Origin of the sequence: Kitasatospora sp. NPDC057500, from assembly GCF_042802195.1 — a bacterium.
In the GTDB taxonomy this organism is placed as follows: Bacteria; Actinomycetota; Actinomycetes; order Streptomycetales; family Streptomycetaceae; genus Kitasatospora.
Genome location: NZ_JBHVER010000172.1, coordinates 1 through 17,928 on the forward strand (window position 1 = coordinate 1; position 17,928 = coordinate 17,928).

13 protein-coding genes and 5 tRNA genes are annotated in these 17,928 nt (G+C 72.3%); 10 read left to right on the forward strand and 8 right to left on the reverse strand.

All coding sequences use genetic code 11. The features are described 5' to 3' along the window. Positions 1-43: 43 nt before the first annotated feature. The 7 genes from ACFU74_RS28420 to ACFU74_RS28450 all read right to left on the reverse strand — a co-directional run bounded on the left by ACFU74_RS28420 (position 44) and on the right by ACFU74_RS28450 (position 10,613). Complete coding sequence (locus ACFU74_RS28420; RefSeq protein ID WP_380761762.1) at positions 44-784, reverse strand: DUF742 domain-containing protein; 741 nt, start codon at positions 782-784, stop codon at positions 44-46. Positions 785-945: 161 nt separating this feature from the next. After that, the gene (locus tag ACFU74_RS28425; protein WP_344345973.1) at positions 946-1,359 is read right to left on the reverse strand and encodes a roadblock/LC7 domain-containing protein; all 414 of its coding nucleotides are present in this window, start codon (positions 1,357-1,359) and stop codon (positions 946-948) included. Positions 1,360-1,369: 10 nt separating this feature from the next. Further along, positions 1,370-4,861, reverse strand: coding sequence for a nitrate- and nitrite sensing domain-containing protein (locus ACFU74_RS28430; protein ID WP_380761764.1), 3,492 nt, complete (start codon positions 4,859-4,861; stop codon positions 1,370-1,372). A gap of 402 nt (positions 4,862-5,263) precedes the next feature. After that, complete coding sequence (locus tag ACFU74_RS28435) at positions 5,264-5,848, reverse strand: ATP/GTP-binding protein (RefSeq protein ID WP_380761766.1); 585 nt, start codon at positions 5,846-5,848, stop codon at positions 5,264-5,266. Beyond that, a complete protein-coding gene (locus ACFU74_RS28440) occupies positions 5,829-6,251 on the reverse strand; it encodes a DUF742 domain-containing protein (RefSeq protein WP_380761768.1) in 423 nt (140 codons plus the stop codon). Before ACFU74_RS28440 ends, ACFU74_RS28435 begins: the two co-directional genes overlap by 20 nt. A 164-nt stretch (positions 6,252-6,415) precedes the next feature. Further along, complete coding sequence (locus ACFU74_RS28445; RefSeq protein WP_344345973.1) at positions 6,416-6,829, reverse strand: roadblock/LC7 domain-containing protein; 414 nt, start codon at positions 6,827-6,829, stop codon at positions 6,416-6,418. A 10-nt stretch (positions 6,830-6,839) separates the two neighbouring features. After that, complete coding sequence (locus tag ACFU74_RS28450; protein WP_380761770.1) at positions 6,840-10,613, reverse strand: nitrate- and nitrite sensing domain-containing protein; 3,774 nt, start codon at positions 10,611-10,613, stop codon at positions 6,840-6,842. 685 nt (positions 10,614-11,298) lie between these two features. Between ACFU74_RS28450 and ACFU74_RS28455 the strand changes: the two genes are divergently transcribed. The 8 genes from ACFU74_RS28455 (at position 11,299) to ACFU74_RS28490 (ending at position 14,743) form a co-directional block, all read left to right on the forward strand. Continuing rightward, positions 11,299-11,520, forward strand: a complete 222-nt coding sequence (locus ACFU74_RS28455) for a hypothetical protein (RefSeq protein WP_380761772.1) — start codon at positions 11,299-11,301, stop codon at positions 11,518-11,520. Positions 11,521-11,718: 198 nt separating this feature from the next. Further along, the gene (locus tag ACFU74_RS28460) at positions 11,719-12,519 is read left to right on the forward strand and encodes a fumarylacetoacetate hydrolase family protein (protein WP_380761774.1); all 801 of its coding nucleotides are present in this window, start codon (positions 11,719-11,721) and stop codon (positions 12,517-12,519) included. Beyond that, complete coding sequence (gene gltX, locus ACFU74_RS28465) at positions 12,512-14,008, forward strand: glutamate--tRNA ligase (RefSeq protein WP_380761776.1); 1,497 nt, start codon at positions 12,512-12,514, stop codon at positions 14,006-14,008. Before ACFU74_RS28460 ends, gltX begins: the two co-directional genes overlap by 8 nt. Positions 14,009-14,235: 227 nt before the next feature. Further along, positions 14,236-14,307 (forward strand) — tRNA-Gln (locus ACFU74_RS28470). Positions 14,308-14,349: 42 nt separating this feature from the next. Then, positions 14,350-14,422, forward strand: a tRNA-Glu gene (locus ACFU74_RS28475). A gap of 27 nt (positions 14,423-14,449) precedes the next feature. Then, positions 14,450-14,522: transfer RNA gene (locus tag ACFU74_RS28480), tRNA-Glu, on the forward strand. Positions 14,523-14,547: 25 nt separating this feature from the next. After that, positions 14,548-14,620 (forward strand) — tRNA-Glu (locus ACFU74_RS28485). Between the two features lie 48 nt (positions 14,621-14,668). After that, positions 14,669-14,743: transfer RNA gene (locus ACFU74_RS28490), tRNA-Gln, on the forward strand. Positions 14,744-14,896: 153 nt separating this feature from the next. Here ACFU74_RS28490 and ACFU74_RS28495 read toward each other — a convergent pair. Beyond that, positions 14,897-15,610: an IclR family transcriptional regulator gene (locus tag ACFU74_RS28495; RefSeq protein ID WP_030306825.1), complete on the reverse strand. Its 714-nt coding sequence runs from the start codon at positions 15,608-15,610 to the stop codon at positions 14,897-14,899. A gap of 230 nt (positions 15,611-15,840) precedes the next feature. Here ACFU74_RS28495 and leuC point away from each other — a divergent pair, with 230 nt between their 5' ends. Both leuC and leuD read left to right on the forward strand, forming a co-directional pair. Next, positions 15,841-17,262 carry a 3-isopropylmalate dehydratase large subunit gene (gene leuC / locus ACFU74_RS28500; protein WP_380761778.1) on the forward strand — a complete coding sequence of 474 codons (1,422 nt, stop codon included), beginning with the start codon at positions 15,841-15,843 and terminating at the stop codon, positions 17,260-17,262. A gap of 5 nt (positions 17,263-17,267) precedes the next feature. Continuing rightward, the gene (leuD, locus tag ACFU74_RS28505; RefSeq protein ID WP_380761780.1) at positions 17,268-17,864 is read left to right on the forward strand and encodes a 3-isopropylmalate dehydratase small subunit; all 597 of its coding nucleotides are present in this window, start codon (positions 17,268-17,270) and stop codon (positions 17,862-17,864) included. The last annotated feature ends 64 nt before the right edge of the window (positions 17,865-17,928 follow it).

Sequence of the window (17,928 nt, forward strand, 5' to 3'; positions counted from 1 at the left end):
GACGATCTTCGCGGAGGTGGTGGCGCGGGTGGGGGCGGCCGCGTTAGAGCTTGCGAAGTCCACTGAGGACCCTTTCGAGCAGCGTGACGTCGGGCTGGTTTCCGGATTCGCCGCCGGAAGCGGGCTGGTGGATGGCGACCAGGCCGGCCTCGGCCAGGTCGGCCACGAGGATGCGGGCCACTCCCAGGGGAAGGGAGAGCAGCGCCGAGACCTCGGCCACGGACTTGACCTCGGTGCACAGGGTGCAGATCCGCTGGTGCTCGGGGAGCAGGGTGGCCAGGCGTTGCGGATCGACGTTGGCGGAGACGAGTGCCTCCAGGGCGAGCTCGTACCGGGGCCTGGTCCGTCCGCCGGTCATCGCGAACGGGCGGATCAGCGGGCCGGAGTCGTACTCGTCCTCGAAGTCGTCGCCCGCTCCGGGGTCCTGGGCCGGCCCGTGGTGGCCGGGCGCCGGGGCGGGGTGTCCGGTCGGCTGCCCGGCGACCGGGCCGCGGCCGGGGAGGTGGCCGGTCGTCCCGTCCGGGTAGCCGGGCGGGGGAGCGTCGTACGAGGGCCGGGGCTGGGCGTACTGGTCGTACTGTCCCGGCGCGTACGGCTGCTGGCCGTACGACGGCTGGCCGTAGGGCCGACCGTGCTGGTCGTACTGGCCGTGCTGGCCGTGTTGGCCGTGGAGCGGCCGGCCGTACTGCTGACCGTGGCCGACGCCGGGTGCTCCGAAGGCGTCATGGCCTGTGCCAGGGTACGGAACGCCGTACTGGCCGCTGCGGTCGTCGGGCGGTGTCACGGTTCCTCTCCTCACAGGGTGCGGCGGTGCGGTGCGAGCTCGGGCACGGGTCCGGAGCCGGTGGTGCGAAGGCCGTACAACGTCCGAACCCGAGCCCGCCGAAGCGGGCCCGGGACGGACGCGGAGGTGCTTCGAATACCTGGACGGTATCCGACGGACCGTCAGTGCAGGAGACTGCCCTGGAGTTCTGCGCGGAGTGCGGGGGTGAGGACGGCGCCGGCCCGGTCGACGAGCAGGGCCATCTCGTATCCGACGAGGCCGATGTCGGAGTCGGGGGAGGCCAGGACGGCGAGCGCGGAGCCGTCGCTGATGGCCATCAGGAAGAGGAAGCCGCGCTCCATCTCGACGACGGTCTGGTTGACCTCGCCGCCCTCGAAGATCCGGCTGGCGCCGGTGGTGAGGGAGGTGAGGCCGGAGGCGACGGCGGCGAGCTGGTCGGCGCGGTCGCGGGGGAAGCCCTCGGACATGCACAGCAGGAGGCCGTCCGCGGAGACCACCACCGTGTGCGACACCCCGGGGGTGTTGTCCACGAAATTGGTGATCAGCCAGTTCAGGTTCTGTGCGGCCTGGCTCATCTGACTCAACTCAACGCTCCTGGTGGTTCGAGCCGCCGAAGAGATCGGTGCTGCGATTCTGCTGTCCGTTGCCGGACGGGTCTACCTGATCGGGGTCGATCCGGAAGCTTCCGGTGGTACCGGCGTTGCGGCCCTGCTCGACGCCGCGGCGCAGGTTGGTGAGACGGCCGCGGACCTCCTCGGGCGAGCGGGAGACCTGCGGGCCGTCCTGCGGGGTGGGCTTGGCGTTGCCCGCCACCAGGTTCTGCTTGGGCACGCGCCGGGGCAGGCCGGCCGGGGTGGTGCCGCTGGAGGAGGGTTCGCGGAGCTTCTCGGCGCGCTGCCAGTCACCGTCGTTGGGCGACTGCCAGGCCGTGTTGCCGGCGGCGGTCGGGCCGGTGGGCCCGTAGCCGCCGAGGGCGGACACGTCGTGGCCGCGCGGTTCGGCCGGGGCGGACGAGGTGTCCTTGGCGCCGGTGAACCAGTTCGGGCTCTCGCCGCCGCCGGCGTCCGCCGGGCCGGCCGGGAAGCCGCCGCCGGCCAGCTGCTGGCCGGGACGGCGCTGCGGCAGCCCGGACGGCAGGGTGTCGGGGGCGGTGTCGGCGGCCGGGAGGGCGGGCTGCTCGGGGGCGTACGGGTGGCCGGCCGGGGCCTCGTCGGCCTGGCGGCCGTACTGGTCGTCGGCGTACCCGGCCCGGTCGTACCCGTCCCGGCCGTAGCCGCTCTCCTGGCCGTACTCGTCCTGGTGGCCGTAGTCGTCGTAGCCCTGCTGCGGGTACTGGCCGTAGCCGTCCTGCCGGTAGCCCTCGACGTCGTAGCCGGCGCCCTGGCCGTAGTCGTCCTGCTGCCCGTACGCGTCCTGCCCGCCGTACTGGTTGTCGTACCGGTCGTCGGCGTAGCCGGGCTGCTGGTAGCCCTGCGGGTACTGGCCGTCCTGGGCGTGGCCCTCGTCGTTGCGGCGGCCGTAGGCCGGGTAGTCGTCCTCGACCTCGGCGTCCACCACCGGCTGACCGCCGTCGAGCGGTCCGCCGTCGAACGGTCCGGCCTCCAGCGCGGCGCGGCGGACCTGGTCCAGGCGCTGCGAGCGCTGGACGGCCTCCAGGGCCGGGCTGAAGCCGGTGGAGCCGGAGTTGCCGATGCCGGTGAGGTGGTCGTCGAAGCCGAGTTCGGCGGCGCTGCGGACCGGGTCCCGGTCGCCGGCCCACTCGCCGGACGGCTCCTGCTCGGAGAAGATCCGGGAGACGGTGAACTGCTCCTCGGGCTCCGGCGCCGCGGCCATCTGGGTCAGGAACGGCGGCAGCATGACCAGCGAGGTGGTGCCGGCCGACTCGCCGGACGGGCGGAGCTGGACGCGGATGTCGTGCCGCTGGGAGAGCCGGCCGACCACGAAGAGGCCCATGCGGCGGGAGATGGTGGCGTCGACCGTGGGCGGCTCGGCCAGCTTCTCGTTGATCTCCGCGAAGTCCTCGGCGGTGAGGCCGATGCCCTTGTCGTGGATCTCGACCAGCACCCGGCCGTCCGGCAGGCGGGTCGCGTTGACCAGCACCCGGGTCTGCGGGCTGGAGAACGTGGTGGCGTTCTCCAGCAGCTCGGCGAGCAGGTGGACGAGGTCGGTCACGGCGGCGCCGACGACCTCGGCCTCGGGGATGCCGGAGAGCTCGACGCGCTCGTACTGCTCCACCTCGGACGCGGCGGCGCGGAGCACGTCGACCAGCGGGACCGGGGTGTTCCAGCGGCGGCCGGCCTCCTCGCCCGCGAGGACGAGCAGGTTCTCGCCGTTGCGGCGCATACGGGTCGCCAGGTGGTCCAGCTTGAAGAGGTTCTCCAGCTGGTCCGGGTCGGCCTCGTTGTTCTCCAGGTCGGTGATCAGCGCCAGCTGGCGCTGGATGAGGCTCTGGCTGCGGCGCGACAGGTTGGTGAAGATCGCGTTGACGTTGCCTCGCAGCAGCGCCTGCTCGGCGGCGAGGGCGACCGCCTGCCGGTGGACCTGGTCGAAGGCCCGGGCGACCTCGCCGATCTCGTCCTTGCCGTGCAGCGGGATCGGGGTGACGTTGGTGTCCACCCGGTCCGGGTCGGTCTTGGAGAGCCGCTCGACCAGCTCGGGCAGGCGGTGGTCGGCGATCTCCAGGGCGGCGTTGCGCAGGGTGCGCATGCCGAGAATCATCGAGCGGGCCACGTAGCCGGTGAGGACACCGGCCAGGATCAGCGCGGTGAGCACGATCAGCGAGTTGAGGATGGCGTCGAAGCGGGCGTTGTCCCGCAGCTCGGCGGCGTCCTTGAGCACCTCGTCCAGCAGCGCGATCTCGGTGGACCGGAGGCTGGAGATGTGGGTGTTGGCGGCCTGGTTCCAGTTCTCCGGGGTGAGGCCGGAGTCCTTGGCGTCCTTGTAGGCGCGGTCCGCGACCTCCTTGCCCTGGGACTGGCCGTTGGCGGCGGCCTGGGTGTAGGCGGTGCCGAGGCTCAGCAGGCCCTGCATGGTCGGCACGCTGCCGTTGGGCATGCGGTAGGCGGCGCGCTGGTCGGCGTTGGCCTGGGCGACCTGGGCGGCGGAGTACTTCGCGGCGTCCTCGGGGGCGCTGCCGGTGTTGAACTCGGAGAGCGCGGTCTGCTCCAGGCGCTGGGCGACCAGCAGCTGCTGGATGAGGTCGACGTTCTCGTACCGGGTGGTCTTCTGGGCGGAGATGCCGACCAGCAGCTGCAGCATGAGGGCGCGCTGGCTCGAAGCGGAGGCCTTGGCCAGCGACATGGCGTAGATCGAGCGGCCCGTGCTGGTCAGGTTGGACGAGCCGACGCCGACCGAGTTGTCGTAGGACAGCAGCGGCGTGTACATCACCGAGTAGGCGCTGACGGTCGCCGTGGCGAACAGGTTGTCGGCGTAGGCGGCGGCGCGCAGCTGCGGCAGGTGGACGACCACGGACTCGAAGGCCTCGTGGCGCCGGGGGAGCTCGCCGGACTTGTCGCTGGCCTCGTAGGCGGCGTTGTACGCCTTGAGGGCGGCGTCGGTGGTCGAGCGCGCCTTGGTGACCTCGTTGTTCGGGTCCTGCTTGGTGATCAGGGGTATGAGCGTCCTGTCGCGCTCGCTCTCCAGCGCCTCGGCGAGCTCGGTGGCGGCCTTGGCGAGGGCGGCGGTGCGCTGGGCGCGGTCGGCCTTGACGAAGCCGTCGATCGAGGTGTTGACGCGCAGTCCGCCGAAGACCAGGCCGATGACGACCGGGATCAGCAGGATCGCGATCAGACGGGCCGGCACGCGCCAGTTGCGCGGGCGCACGAAGTCGTAGCGGCTGCTCCTGGGACCGGGGTCGACCGGGCCGGAGCCGGAGCCGGGCGTGGAGCCGGCGCCGGCGCCGGGGATGGACGCGGGGTCCTTGCCGGGGTTCGGCTGCTGCGGTGCCGGGGCGGCCTGCGGCCGTTCCTCGGTCGGTGTGAACGCCGAGAACCCGCCCGGTTCCGGCGCGGTGCCGTTCGGCTCGCTCTGGCGGGGCTCGGAGCGCCGCTGCGGGGCGACCTGCTGCTTACGCCTCACTCGACAACTACCTCTCGGCCGACAGCCGGCCATGGATCAATCCAGCGCTACCCCCGGGGGCCGCCCGTTCCGGGGAACGGCAGCCGTATGGGATCCAAGGGGTAGCTGGAATTTCAGCACGTGCAGGGATGGGGGACAAACAGCTGCTGGTGGGCGAAGCACGCGGTGCAATTCAGGACATTCGCCGACATGTTGGCGCAAAACTGTGGTCTTCTGGCGCTGAGCGACGCTGATTCGCTACAAACAGTCATTGTTGATCACGAAATGCCTACCGAACTGTTATCCGCCGCTTATGGGAGGGTCTTGCGCGAGGCGCCCGGACGACACCTCCCCGCAAGCGAACGCGCCCCGGCGCCCCGTCGGCGCGACGGGGTGCCGGGGCCGCCGACCTCGGGTTTCCGCTCAGCGCAGGCGGGCGAGGAGGGCGTGTTCGACGAGGGTGATGAGGGCGCTCTTGGCGCTGTCGCGGCGTCGGGCGTCCAGGGTGATGACGGGGGTGTCGCTGCCGAGTTGGAGGGCTTCGCGGACTTCGTCGGGGGTGTGGGGCTGGTGTCCGTCGAAGCCGTTGAGGGCGACGACGAAGGGGAGTCCGCTGTTCTCGAAGTAGTCGAGGGCGGGGAAGCAGTCGGCGAGGCGGCGGGTGTCGACGAGGACGATGGCGCCGATGGCTCCGCGGACGAGGTCGTCCCACATGAACCAGAAGCGGTCCTGTCCGGGGGTGCCGAACAGGTAGAGGATGAGGTCTTCGTCGAGGGTGATGCGGCCGAAGTCCATGGCGACGGTGGTGGTCGTCTTGCCGGAGACGTGGCTGAGGTCGTCGATGCCGGCGGAGGCCGAGGTCATGACGGCTTCGGTGCGCAGGGGGTTGATCTCGGAGACGGCGCCGACGAGCGTGGTCTTGCCGACGCCGAAGCCGCCCGCGACGACGATCTTCGCGGAGGTGGTGGCGCGGGTGGGGGCGGCCGCGTTAGAGCTTGCGAAGTCCACTGAGGACCCTTTCGAGCAGCGTGACGTCGGGCGTTCCGCCCGACTCGCCCGCGGCGGCGGGCTGGTGGATGGCGACAAGACCGGCCTCGGCCAGATCGGCCACGAGGATGCGGGCGACACCGAGGGGGACACCGGCCAGGGCGGAGATCTCCGCGATGGACTTGACCTCCCGGCAGAGGCTGACGATCCGGGCGTGCTCGGGCAGCAGGCCGCCGGTCCGCTCGGCGGCACCGGTGGTCGAGATCAGCGCCTCGATCGCGAGCTGGTACCGGGGCCGGGTGCGGCCTCCGGTCATCGCGTAGGGGCGGACCAGCGGCTGCTGCTCGTAGCCGTCGGACTGCTGCCCGCCGTAGCCGCTGCCGTACCCGTTGCCGTAGCCGGCGGGTGTCGAAGGCGGGGTCATGGGTCCTCCTTGTGCTGCAGCCTGGGGCAGCCGGTTCCAGCTGGGGCGATGCCAGCTGAGGCGAGATCAGCTGCCTGAGGGTAGCTGAGGGTGGAACGCCGGGTCCGGTCGGGTCGGACCCGGCGGGGAGGTGGGACGGGTGGGAAGTACCGCTCAGGGTGCACTCAGTGCAGGAGACTGCCCTGGAGTTCTGCGCGGAGTGCGGGGGTGAGGACGGCGCCGGCCCGGTCGACGAGCAGGGCCATCTCGTATCCGACGAGGCCGATGTCGGAGTCGGGGGAGGCCAGGACGGCGAGCGCGGAGCCGTCGCTGATGGCCATCAGGAAGAGGAAGCCGCGCTCCATCTCGACGACGGTCTGGTTGACCTCGCCGCCCTCGAAGATCCGGCTGGCGCCGGTGGTGAGGGAGGTGAGGCCGGAGGCGACGGCGGCGAGCTGGTCGGCGCGGTCGCGGGGGAAGCCCTCGGACATGCACAGCAGGAGGCCGTCCGCGGAGACCACCACCGTGTGCGACACCCCGGGGGTGTTGTCCACGAAATTGGTGATCAGCCAGTTCAGGTTCTGTGCGGCCTGGCTCATCTGATTCAACTCAACGCTCCTGATGATCTGCGGCGTTGCCGTCGGTCCGGCCCCCGAAACTATCGAACCCGGGCTGCTGGGCACCATGGTGGAAACCGGCCTGGTCGGCCTGTGCCCGGCTCTGGCCCTGGTCGGCCTGCCCCTGTCCGGGCTGCCCCTGGCCGGCGGCCTGCTCGGCACCCGCCCGGCGGCCCTGCTGGATGCCGCGGCGCAGGTTGGTGAGACGGCCGCGGACCTCCTCGGGCGCGCGGGACACCTGCGGGCCGGTCAGCGGGGACGCCTCGGCCGTCCCGGAGACCAGGTTGGCCTGCGGGGTGCGCCGGGGCAGGCCCGACATGGTGACCCCGCTGGTCGACGGCTCGCGGACCTGCTCGGCACGGCGCCAGCGCTCGTCGTTGGCCGACGGGCGCCACGGGGCGTCACCGGGCTGCGGCTGCTGGCCGGGCTGCGGGGCCTGCTGCTGCGGCCGGCTCTGCTGGGGCTGGCTCTGCTGGGGCCGGGCCTGCGGCTGCTGGGCCTGCTGCGACGGAGGCTGCTGGCCGGGCTGCTGCGGGCGGCCCTGGGCGGCCTGCGGCTGTCCGGCCCGCGCGGCGGGCGCCGCCTGCTGGTGATCCGGCGCCGTGGTGCCGGGGCGGCGCGGCTGGTACGGCCGCGGGCGGCTCTGCTGCGGGGCCGGGCGGTCCTGCCCGGCCGGCGCCCCGCCGTCGGACGGACCGGTCGGCAGCGCCATCGGCTCCTGCCGGACGGGCTGCTGCTGGACCGGCTGCTGCGGGGCCTGCGGCTGCTGCGGCCGGCCGGCCTGCTCCGGACGGACCGGGTTCGGCACGGTCGGCAGCACCGGCTCCACCAGGCCGAGACCCAGCGGGTCGCGCGGGTCGATGTCACTGGCCTCGAACCGGGGGCGGGCGAACTGCTGGGTGCTCTCCACCGGTGCGGGCTCGGCCGCGGGCAGCGGCTGGGCCTGCTGGACCTGCGGCAGCGGCTGGGTCTGCTGGTTCGGCTGCGGCCGGTCGCCCGGCGCGGGCCGCTGCGGACGGCCGCCCTGGCCCTGCGGGCCCTGGGGACCCTGACCGGCCTGCGGCGGACGGCCCTGGCCGGGCCGCTGACGCTGCGGCAGCCCGTCCTGCGGACGCTCACCGGGGCGGGCGCCCTGCTGCGGCGCGCCCGGTCGGCCGGGCTGGTCGGCCCAGCCGTGCTGGGGCTGCTCGCCGCTGCGGGCGGCGGGGACGGCGTCGCCCTGCGGGCGCTCCTGGCCGGGACGGCGTCCGCCCGGGCCGCCCTGCTGGGGACCGGACTGCTGGGGACCGCCGGGCTGCTGGCCGCGGCGGGGCAGGCCGCCGGGGCCGCCCTGCTGCGGGCCCTGCCGGCCCGGGGCGCGCTGCGGCAGTCCGCCCTGCTGGGCCGAGGACTGCTGGTTGGGGCCCTGCTGGTTCGGACCCTGCTGGTTCGGGCCCTGCTGGCCGGGGCCACCCGGCCGGCCGCCCTGCGGCGCCGGGTTCTCGCGCAGCGACTGGCCGACCTGGCGGGTCGGCAGGCCGCCGCCCGCACCGGGACCGCCCTGGCCGCCCTGGGCGCCGGACGGCCCGGGACCGCCCTGGCCGAGCTGCGGCCGGCCCTGCTGCGGGGCGCCGCCCGCCGGACCCTGGCCGAGCGCCGCCGGACCGCCGGCGCGCCCGCCCTGGCCGGCCGGGACCTGGCGCTGCTGGCGCGGCGTCGGGGCGACCCCGCGCTGCTGCTTGGGCTGGGCACCGCCGCCGGCCCGGCCGGGGCCGCGGCGGTCGGCGGAGTTGGTGACGTCCACCGGGAGCATGACCAGCGCGGTGGTGCCGCCGGAGTCGCTGGGGCGCAGCTGGATGCGGATGCCGTGGCGCAGCGACAGGCGGCCGACCACGAAGAGGCCCATGCGGCGGGAGACGGAGACGTCCACCGTCGGCGGGTTGGCGAGGCGCTCGTTGATCTCGGCGAGGTCATCGGGGCTCAGGCCGATGCCGGTGTCGTGGATCTCGACGAGCACCCGGCCGTCCGGCAGCGCGTGGCCGGTGACCCGGACGCGGGTCTGCGGGCTGGAGAACGAGGTGGCGTTCTCCAGCAGCTCGGCGAGCAGGTGGACGAGGTCGTTGACGACGCGGCCGGCGACCTCGGCCGACGGCACGGCGGCGAGCTCGATGCGCTCGTACTGCTCCACCTCGGACGCGGCGGCGCGGAGCACGTCGACCAGCGGGACGGGGCGGGTCCAGCGGCGGCCCGGGTCCTCACCGGCGAGGACGAGGAGGTTTTCGCCGTTGCGGCGCATACGGGTCGCGAGGTGGTCCAGCTTGAAGAGGTTGGCCAGCTGGTCCGGGTCCGCCTCGCGGCTCTCCAGCTCGGAGATGAGCGACAGCTGGCGCTGGATGAGGCCCTGGCTGCGGCGGGAGAGGTTGGTGAACATCGCGTTGATGTTGCCGCGCAGGAGGGCCTGCTCGGCGGCGAGGCGGACGGCCTCGCTGTGCACCATGTCGAACGCGTGCGCCACGTGGCCGATCTCGTCCGCGGAGTCGATGGCGACCGGTTCGACGGTGACGTCCACGTCGTGCGGGTCGGACTCGGAGAGCGTCTTGACCAGCTCGGGCAGCCGCCGCTCGGCGACGTCCTCGGCCGCGGACTGCAGACGGGTCAGCGAGCGCACCATCGAGCGGGCGATCAGACCGGCGCCGGCGAGGGCGACGAGCAGCACCAGCGCGACGGCGGCACCGATGATCAGGGCCTCGGTGTCGGCCTGGGCCTGGAGCTCCTGGGCCTTGCCGTCGAGGTCCTCGATGAGCTTGGACTCGATCCGGCGCTCGGCGGCGATCTTGGCGGTGGACTGCTCGTACCAGTCCTTGTAGCTGACGGCCTCGCTCTGGCGGATACCGCTCTGCTGGAGGATCGAGCGCGCGTAGCGGTCGGCCGCGGCGACCACCGAGTTGTAGCTCAGCTGGCCGCGCAGGTTGTCCAGGTCGTGCGAGGTGTAGATGTTGTTGAAGCCGGTGAGCGCGTTGTCGTAGGACGCCTTCAGGCGGATACCGAAGGACTCGTCGCTCAGGCTGAGGTCCGGGCCGGTGGGGTTGGCGAGCGCGGCGCTGATCAGCGCGCGCTGCTGCGAGGTGGTGTTCTTGGCGAGCGAGAACTGCTGAAGGGCGCGGGTCGCGCGGACCAGTTCGCGGTTGTTGGAGGCGAGCGCGATGTCCTGGGTGATCGACAGCAGGTCGCGGATGATCACGTCGTACGCGGTGATCGTCGCCTGGATGTTCTGGTTGTTCTGGTACGGGTTGCTGCGCGCGTCGGAGACCGCGTTCAGGTCCTTGCGGATCTGGTAGAGCAGCGCCTTGCCGCCGGAGAGTTCGAGGTCCTCGAACTTGTCCGAGGACGCGATGAAGGTGCGGCTGAGGTCGTCGGTGACCTTGCGGGCGGCGACGATGTCGTCGTCCAGCGGCGCGGCGGGCTTGGCGGTGATCGGGCCGGCGCTGACGTCCCGCTCGTTCTGCAGGGCGTTGGCGAGGTCGGTCGCCTTCTTGGCCAGGTCCGAGAGGTTGGCCATCTGGGCCAGCTGCTGCGAGGTTTCGAGCGAGGTCTGGATGCGCAGGCCACCGAGGACCAGCGCGACCAGGACGGGGAGCGCGAGCAGCGCGGTCAGCTTGCTGCGGATCCGCCAGTTGCGCATGGCGAGGCGGCTCATGCCCTTGGCGCGCCGGCGGGTCAGGGAGCTGCGGAGCTTGCCGCGTGCCGACTTCCGCTCCGCGCCGTCCTCCTCCGGTCCGCCGATCACATCGGATGCCGGTTCGGCCGGGCCGCCGGGGGCCGCCGCCTGCTGGGGGGCTGCCGCGGGCTCACGCGACTCCGGGTCACCCGCGGCGCCGCTACCCCTTTTGAAACGTCCCTGCACTGGCGTCGCAACCTCTGGACCGGGCGTCCCGCCGCGTCGCCACGGCCTGGACGGTGTCGAGTTTCCATCCGCACCCCGGCCGGTCCGGGAGAGCGGGTCACCGGGGTGGACAGCTCCCTACCCACGGTCCGTGGCATTCCAGCACAGCCGGGGAATCCCAACAAGGGCGGACGGGGCACACCGGACGGCACTACTCACCGCGCGCAGGATCTCACCGACTGTGCGGCAAACGGACCGGAATACCGCCTTTTTCGGACACTCGCCGGATGCATGCCAAGGCGACCCGAGATCAACATGTTGGGTGGAGCATCGGGAATGCCCGATATTTCCGATATGTCGGCAAAGGCGGATGCGGCGATATGTCGGATATCGGAGATATGCTCTGCGATTTGTGGCGAAAATCACAGATGAATGTGTAGCTTTGGTCACGGTGACTGTGGAAAGAGATCCGTAACCTGGCTGTATCCGGAGCACGGCCCCGATCAGCCTGCCCAGAATCTCCCCGAATCACTCAGGCCGGGTGCCGACCGTGGTCGGTCGCCGGCCGCGACCTTGAGGTGCTGACGAGATGTCCCAGGCGAAGAAGGCCGACACGTCCACGCCGACCGACCGCTCCACGGCGAACCCGCGCCGGACGACGCTGGCCTCGGTCGAGGACTTCGGCCGGATCCCCGGCGCCCGCAAGCCGGAGGACGTCGTGACCTACGCGGCCGAGCTGCCGTCCTCCACCGCCAATCCGCGCCGCACCCAGCTGATGGTCGCCCCGGCGGTGAACGTCCCGCAGGGCTGAGACGTTCCGCGTACGCCCGGAGGGCGCCGTCACCTCCCGTGACGGCGCCCTTCGTCGTGTTGCCGTGAAGCACGCCAGGTCAGGGCCCACGCGATAGCCTGACAACGATCGAGCGGGGCCGGGCCCAAGAGGGGCGCGGCACCCGCCAGCGCCCGGGGCGCGCCCCGGGCGGCCGTCGAAGCGAGGGGTAGCCCAACCGTGCGCATTGCCAGGTTTTCCGTCCGGGAAGGAAGCCCTGCCGCCGGCAGCGTCTCCTTCGGTGTGGTCGAGGGCGACCCGGCCCGGCCCGAGTCGCTGGTGGTCCACGCCCTGGCCGGCCACCCGTTCGGCCAGCCCCAGCCGACCGGCGAGAGCTACCGCTTCCAGGACGTCCGGCTGCTCAGCCCGATGCTGCCCAACAAGATCGTGGCGGTCGGCCGCAACTACGCGGCGCACGCGGCAGAGCTGGGCAACGACCTCCCGGACGTCCCGCTCACCTTCTTCAAGCCGTCCACCTCGGTGATCGGCCCGACCGAGAGCATCGCCTACCCGCCGTTCTCCTCGGACGTCCAGCACGAGGCCGAACTGGCCGTGGTGATCGGCCGGATGTGCCGCGAGGTGCCGCTGGACCGGGTCCCCGAGGTGATCCTCGGCTACACCTGCGCCAACGACGTCACCGCGCGCGACGTCCAGCAGCGCGAGGGCCAGTGGGCCCGTGCCAAGGGCTTCGACACCGCCTGCCCGCTCGGCCCGTGGATCGAGACCGACCTCGACCCGTCCGACCTCGCGGTCACCTGCACGGTCAACGGCGAGCTCCGGCAGGCCGGCCGCACCTCGCAGATGGCCCGCTCGGTCGCCGAGCTGATCGTGCACATCTCCGAGGCCATGACGCTGCTGCCCGGCGACGTCGTGCTCACCGGCACGCCGGCCGGGGTGGGCCCGATCAACGTCGGCGACGAGGTCGCCGTCTCCGTCGAGGGCATCGGCACGCTCGTCAACAAGGTGGTCGAGCGTGGCTGACGGGCCGGCCGTGCGGGTGCGCTTCTGCCCGTCCCCGACCGGCAACCCGCACGTGGGCCTGGTCCGCACCGCCCTGTTCAACTGGGCCTTCGCCCGCCACCACGGCGGCACCCTGGTCTTCCGGATCGAGGACACCGACGCGGCCCGGGACTCCGAGGAGTCCTACGAGCAGCTGCTCGACGCGATGCGATGGCTCGGCCTCGACTGGGACGAGGGCCCGGAGGTCGGCGGGCCGCACGCGCCGTACCGCCAGTCGCAGCGGATGGACGTCTACGCGGACGTGGCCCGCCGGCTGCACGAGGCGGGCCACGCGTACCACTGCTACTGCTCCACCGAGGAGCTGGACGCCCGCCGCGAGGCCGCCCGCGCGGCCGGACGGCCGTCCGGCTACGACGGCCACTGCCGCGACCTGACGGACGACCAGGTGGCCGTCCACCGGCTGGCGCGGCGCGAGCCGGTCCTGCGCTTCCGGATGCCGGACACCACGATCGCCTTCGACGACCTGGTGCGCGGCCGGCTCTCCTTCGAGCCGGAGAACGTCCCCGACTACGGCATCGTCCGGGCCAACGGCGCGCCGCTCTACACCCTGGTCAACCCGGTGGACGACGCCCTGATGGGCATCACCCACGTGCTGCGCGGCGAGGACCTGCTCTCCTCGACCCCGCGCCAGATCGCGCTCTACGCCGCGCTCGCCGACATCGGCGTCGGCGACGGCGCCACCCCGCGCTTCGGCCACCTGCCGTACGTGATGGGGGAGGGCAACAAGAAGCTCTCCAAGCGCGACCCGCAGGCCTCGCTCAACCTCTACCGGGAGCGCGGCTTCATCCCCGAGGGCCTGCTCAACTACCTGTCGCTGCTCGGCTGGTCGCTCGCCGAGGACCGTGACGTCTTCACCATGGACGAGCTGGTCGCGGCCTTCGACATCACCAAGGTCAACACCAACCCGGCCCGCTTCGACCTGAAGAAGTGCGAGGCGATCAACGCCGACCACCTGCGCCGGCTGGCCCCGGAGGACTTCGTCCGCCGCCTTGTGCCCTACCTCCGCGCCGCCGGCCTGCTGCCGGCCGAGCCGACCGCCGGGCAGCTCGAACTGCTGGCGAAGGTGGCGCCGCTCACCCAGGAGCGGATGGTGGTGCTCGGCGAGATCGTCGGCATGGCCGGTTTCCTGTTCGTCGCGCCGGAGGACTTCGCCGTCGACCCGGACGACGCCGCCAAGGTGCTCACCGCCGACGCCCGGCCGGTCCTGGAGGCGAGCATCGGGGCACTGGAGGCGCTCGGCGACTTCACCCCGGAGCCGATCCAGGCCGCGCTGCGCGAGGCCCTGGTGGAGGGACTGGGCATCAAGCCGAAGTTCGCCTTCACCCCGCTGCGGGTGGCGGTGACCGGCCGGCGGGTCTCCCCGCCGCTGTTCGAGTCGATGGAGCTGCTCGGACGCCCCGAGACGCTGCGCCGGCTGACCGCCGCGCTGGCGGCCCTCCCGGCGGCCTGAACCCACCCGCGGGCCCGGTCGCACACCGGGCCCGCGGCCTCCCCGGACGTCACCGGACGGCCCCCTGCCCGCTGCCTGGGGTTATCGATTTTGGAGCCGGGGCGGACGTCGGGTAATGTTCTTTCTGCGCCGCCCGGGAGGGCAACGGCGAGGGAGCGAAAGCCCCCCGACGGAGCCGGAGCGGAAGGTGCGAGCTAGAGTGCGGCCCGACAGGGGTTCAACTCTGGTGGGGTATGGTGTAATTGGCAGCACGAGTGATTCTGGTTCATTTAGTCTAGGTTCGAGTCCTGGTACCCCAGCGCAGTACCGCGGTCCATCCGGACCGTACAATTCAAGAACAAGCCCCCGTTGTGTAGCGGCCTAGCACGCTGCCCTCTCACGGCAGTAGCGCCGGTTCGAATCCGGTCGGGGGTACTGGTTCCGAAAGGAACCGCCTGGAAAGCCCCCGTTGTGTAGCGGCCTAGCACGCTGCCCTCTCACGGCAGTAGCGCCGGTTCGAATCCGGTCGGGGGTACTGGTCTCGCAAGGGACCGCCAGGAGCCCCCGTTGTGTAGCGGCCTAGCACGCTGCCCTCTCACGGCAGTAGCGCCGGTTCGAATCCGGTCGGGGGTACCGAAGCAAAAAGCCGATGGGTAACCTCATCGGCTGATTGCTTTGCGTTGGGGTATGGTGTAATTGGCAGCACGAGTGATTCTGGTTCATTTAGTCTAGGTTCGAGTCCTGGTACCCCAGCCAGAAAATGAAGGCCCCGGTCCCCGGGGTCTTTTTGCTTTCCCGGACCCGGGAATTCCGCGGCACCACCGGAAGGGCCCCGCTCGGCATCGAGCGGGGCCCTTCCGGGTGTTCGCGGTGGGGGAGTGGGGGTGACGGGGGAACGGGGTGCGGGGGTCAGCTGCGGCGCAGGGCCTCGGTGAGGCGGTTGGCGGCCTCGATGATGGCCTGGGCGTGCAGCCGCCCGGGGTGGCGGGTCAGGCGCTCGATCGGTCCGGAGACCGAGACGGCGGCCACGACGCGGTTGGAGGGGCCGCGGACCGGCGCGGAGACGGACGCCACGCCCGGCTCCCGCTCGCCGATCGACTGGGCCCAGCCGCGCCGCCGGACGCCGCTGAGCGCGGTGGCGGTGAAGCGGGCGCCCTGGAGGCCGCGGTGGAGCCGCTCGGGCTCCTCCCAGGCCAGCAGGACCTGGGCGGCCGAGCCGGCCTTCATCGGCAGGGTGCTGCCGACCGGGACGGTGTCCCGCAGACCGGAGAGCCGCTCGGCGGCCGCGACGCAGATCCGCATCTCGCCCTGCCGGCGGTAGAGCTGTGCGCTCTCGCCGGTGACGTCGCGCAGGTGGGTCAGGACCGGGCCCGCGGTGGCGAGCAGCCGGTCCTCGCCCGCCGCGGCGGAGAGTTCGGACAGGCGGGGACCGAGGATGAAACGTCCCTGCATGTCCCTGGTGACCAGGCGGTGGTGTTCGAGTGCGACGGCGAGTCTGTGGGCCGTGGGGCGCGCCAGACCGGTGGCGGCGACCAGCCCCGCCAACGTGGCGGGGCCCGACTCCAGTGCGCTCAGCACCAGAGCGGCCTTGTCGAGCACGCCGACGCCGCTAGAGTTGTCCATGCCCTAAGACTGCAGTCTCATTCCGCGAGACGCAAGTTCAATCTTCCGCGAAAAGCGCCACTCTGGATGCAGCAGCCCGGGAGACACCCAGGATGCGGCCCCGTCGGGGCGTCCGCATCGTGGACACCGATCCGGCGTGCAGGCCGCGCGACGCGTGCCGCACGGGGCGGCGACAGCTTTGACCTCGACACACGAGAAGGCCGGCAACGCGGCCGGCTGGAGGGAACCCGATGGGACGGACACTCGCAGAGAAGGTCTGGGACGACCACGTCGTGCGGCGCGCGGAGGGCGAGCCCGACCTGCTCTTCATCGACCTGCACCTGCTCCACGAGGTGACCAGCCCGCAGGCCTTCGACGGCCTCCGGCTGGCCGGGCGCACGGTCCGCCGCACCGATCTCACGATCGCCACCGAGGACCACAACACCCCGACCCTGGACATCGACAAGCCGATCGCCGACCCGGTCTCCAGGGTCCAGCTGGAGACCCTGCGCCGGAACGCGGCCGAGTTCGGCGTCCGGATCCACTCGCTGGGCGACGTCGAGCAGGGCGTCGTGCACGTGGTCGGCCCGCAGCTGGGCCTGACCCAGCCCGGCACCACCGTGGTCTGTGGCGATTCCCACACCTCCACCCACGGCGCCTTCGGCGCGCTGGCGTTCGGCATCGGCACCAGCCAGGTCGAGCACGTGCTGGCCACCCAGACGCTGCCGCTGGCCCCGTTCCGCACCATGGCGATCACCGTCGAGGGCGAGCTGCCCGACGGCGTCACCGCCAAGGACCTCATCCTGGCGATCATCGCCCGGATCGGCACCGGCGGCGGCCAGGGCTACGTCCTGGAGTACCGCGGCTCGGCGATCCGCAGCCTCTCCATGGAGGCCCGGATGACCGTCTGCAACATGTCCATCGAGGCGGGCGCCCGGGCCGGCATGATCGCCCCCGACGAGACCACCTTCGAGTACCTGAAGGGCCGCCCGCACGCCCCGCAGGGCGAGGACTGGGACGCCGCGGTCGAGTACTGGAGGACCCTGGGCACCGACGAGGACGCGGTCTTCGACCACGAGATCTTCATCGACGCCGCCGAGCTGACCCCGTTCGTCACCTGGGGCACCAACCCCGGCCAGGGCGCCCCGCTCGGCTCCGCCGTGCCGGACCCGGCCTCCTTCGCCGACCCGCAGGAGCGGATCGCCGCCGAGAACGCCTTGGCCTACATGGGCCTGGAGGCCGGCACCCCGCTGCGCGAGGTCGCGGTCGACGCGGTCTTCGTCGGCTCCTGCACCAACGGCCGGATCGAGGACCTGCGCGCCGCCGCCGACCTGCTGCGCGGCCGCCGGATCGCCGACGGCGTGCGGATGCTGGTCGTCCCCGGCTCCGTCCGGGTCGCCCTCCAGGCCGTCGAGGAGGGCCTGGACAAGGTGTTCACCGAGGCCGGCGCCGAGTGGCGGCACGCGGGCTGCTCGATGTGCCTGGGCATGAACCCCGACCAGCTCGCCCCCGGCGAGCGCTGCGCCTCCACCTCGAACCGCAACTTCGAGGGCCGCCAGGGCAAGGGCGGACGCACCCACCTGGTCTCGCCGCAGGTCGCCGCCGCGACCGCCGTCCTGGGGCGCCTGGCCGCCCCCGCCGATCTGGTGGCCGACGCCGCCGTGGAGGTCTGAGCAGCATGGAGAAGTTCACCACCCACACCGGCCGGGCCGTGCCGCTGCGCCGCAGCAACGTCGACACCGACCAGATCATCCCCGCCCACTGGCTCAAGAAGGTCACCCGTTCCGGTTTCGAGGACGGGCTGTTCGAGGCCTGGCGCAAGGACGAGTCGTTCATCCTCAACCGGCCCGAGCGCCAGGGCGCCACCGTCCTGGTGGCCGGTCCCGAGTTCGGCACCGGCTCCTCCCGCGAGCACGCCGTCTGGGCCCTGCAGAACTACGGCTTCCACGCGGTGATCTCCTCGCGCTTCGCCGACATCTTCCGCGGCAACTCGCTGAAGAACGGCCTGCTGACCGTGGTCCTCCCGCAGGAGACCGTGGAGCGGCTCTGGGAGCTGGTCGAGACCGACCCGACCGCCGAGATCACCGTCGACCTGGAGGCCCGCGAGGTGCGCGCCGGTGGCGTGACCACGCCGTTCGAGCTGGACGACAACGTGCGGTGGCGGCTGCTGAACGGGCTGGACGACATCAGCATCACCCTGCGGAACGAGGCGGACATCGCCACGTTCGAGGCGCGTCGCCCCGCGTTCAAGCCGCGTACCCTGCCGGTGGCCTGAGATCCCCTTCTGAACAAGCATTCTGACGAACCGCCGGATGGCCCGCTCCCCCTCGGGGGGGCGG

Excerpts from the sequence above, each read along its gene's own strand:
- ACFU74_RS28445 (WP_344345973.1), bottom strand. The coding sequence starts at position 6,829 with ATGAGCCAGGCCGCACAGAACCTGAACTGGCTGATCACCAATTTCGTG.
- leuD (WP_380761780.1), top strand. The coding sequence starts at position 17,268 with ATGGAGAAGTTCACCACCCACACCGGCCGGGCCGTGCCGCTGCGCCGC.
- ACFU74_RS28440 (WP_380761768.1), bottom strand. The coding sequence starts at position 6,251 with ATGACCCCGCCTTCGACACCCGCCGGCTACGGCAACGGGTACGGCAGC.
- ACFU74_RS28495 (WP_030306825.1), bottom strand. The coding sequence starts at position 15,610 with ATGGACAACTCTAGCGGCGTCGGCGTGCTCGACAAGGCCGCTCTGGTG.
- ACFU74_RS28455 (WP_380761772.1), top strand. The coding sequence starts at position 11,299 with ATGTCCCAGGCGAAGAAGGCCGACACGTCCACGCCGACCGACCGCTCC.
- ACFU74_RS28425 (WP_344345973.1), bottom strand. The coding sequence starts at position 1,359 with ATGAGCCAGGCCGCACAGAACCTGAACTGGCTGATCACCAATTTCGTG.
- leuC (WP_380761778.1), top strand. The coding sequence starts at position 15,841 with ATGGGACGGACACTCGCAGAGAAGGTCTGGGACGACCACGTCGTGCGG.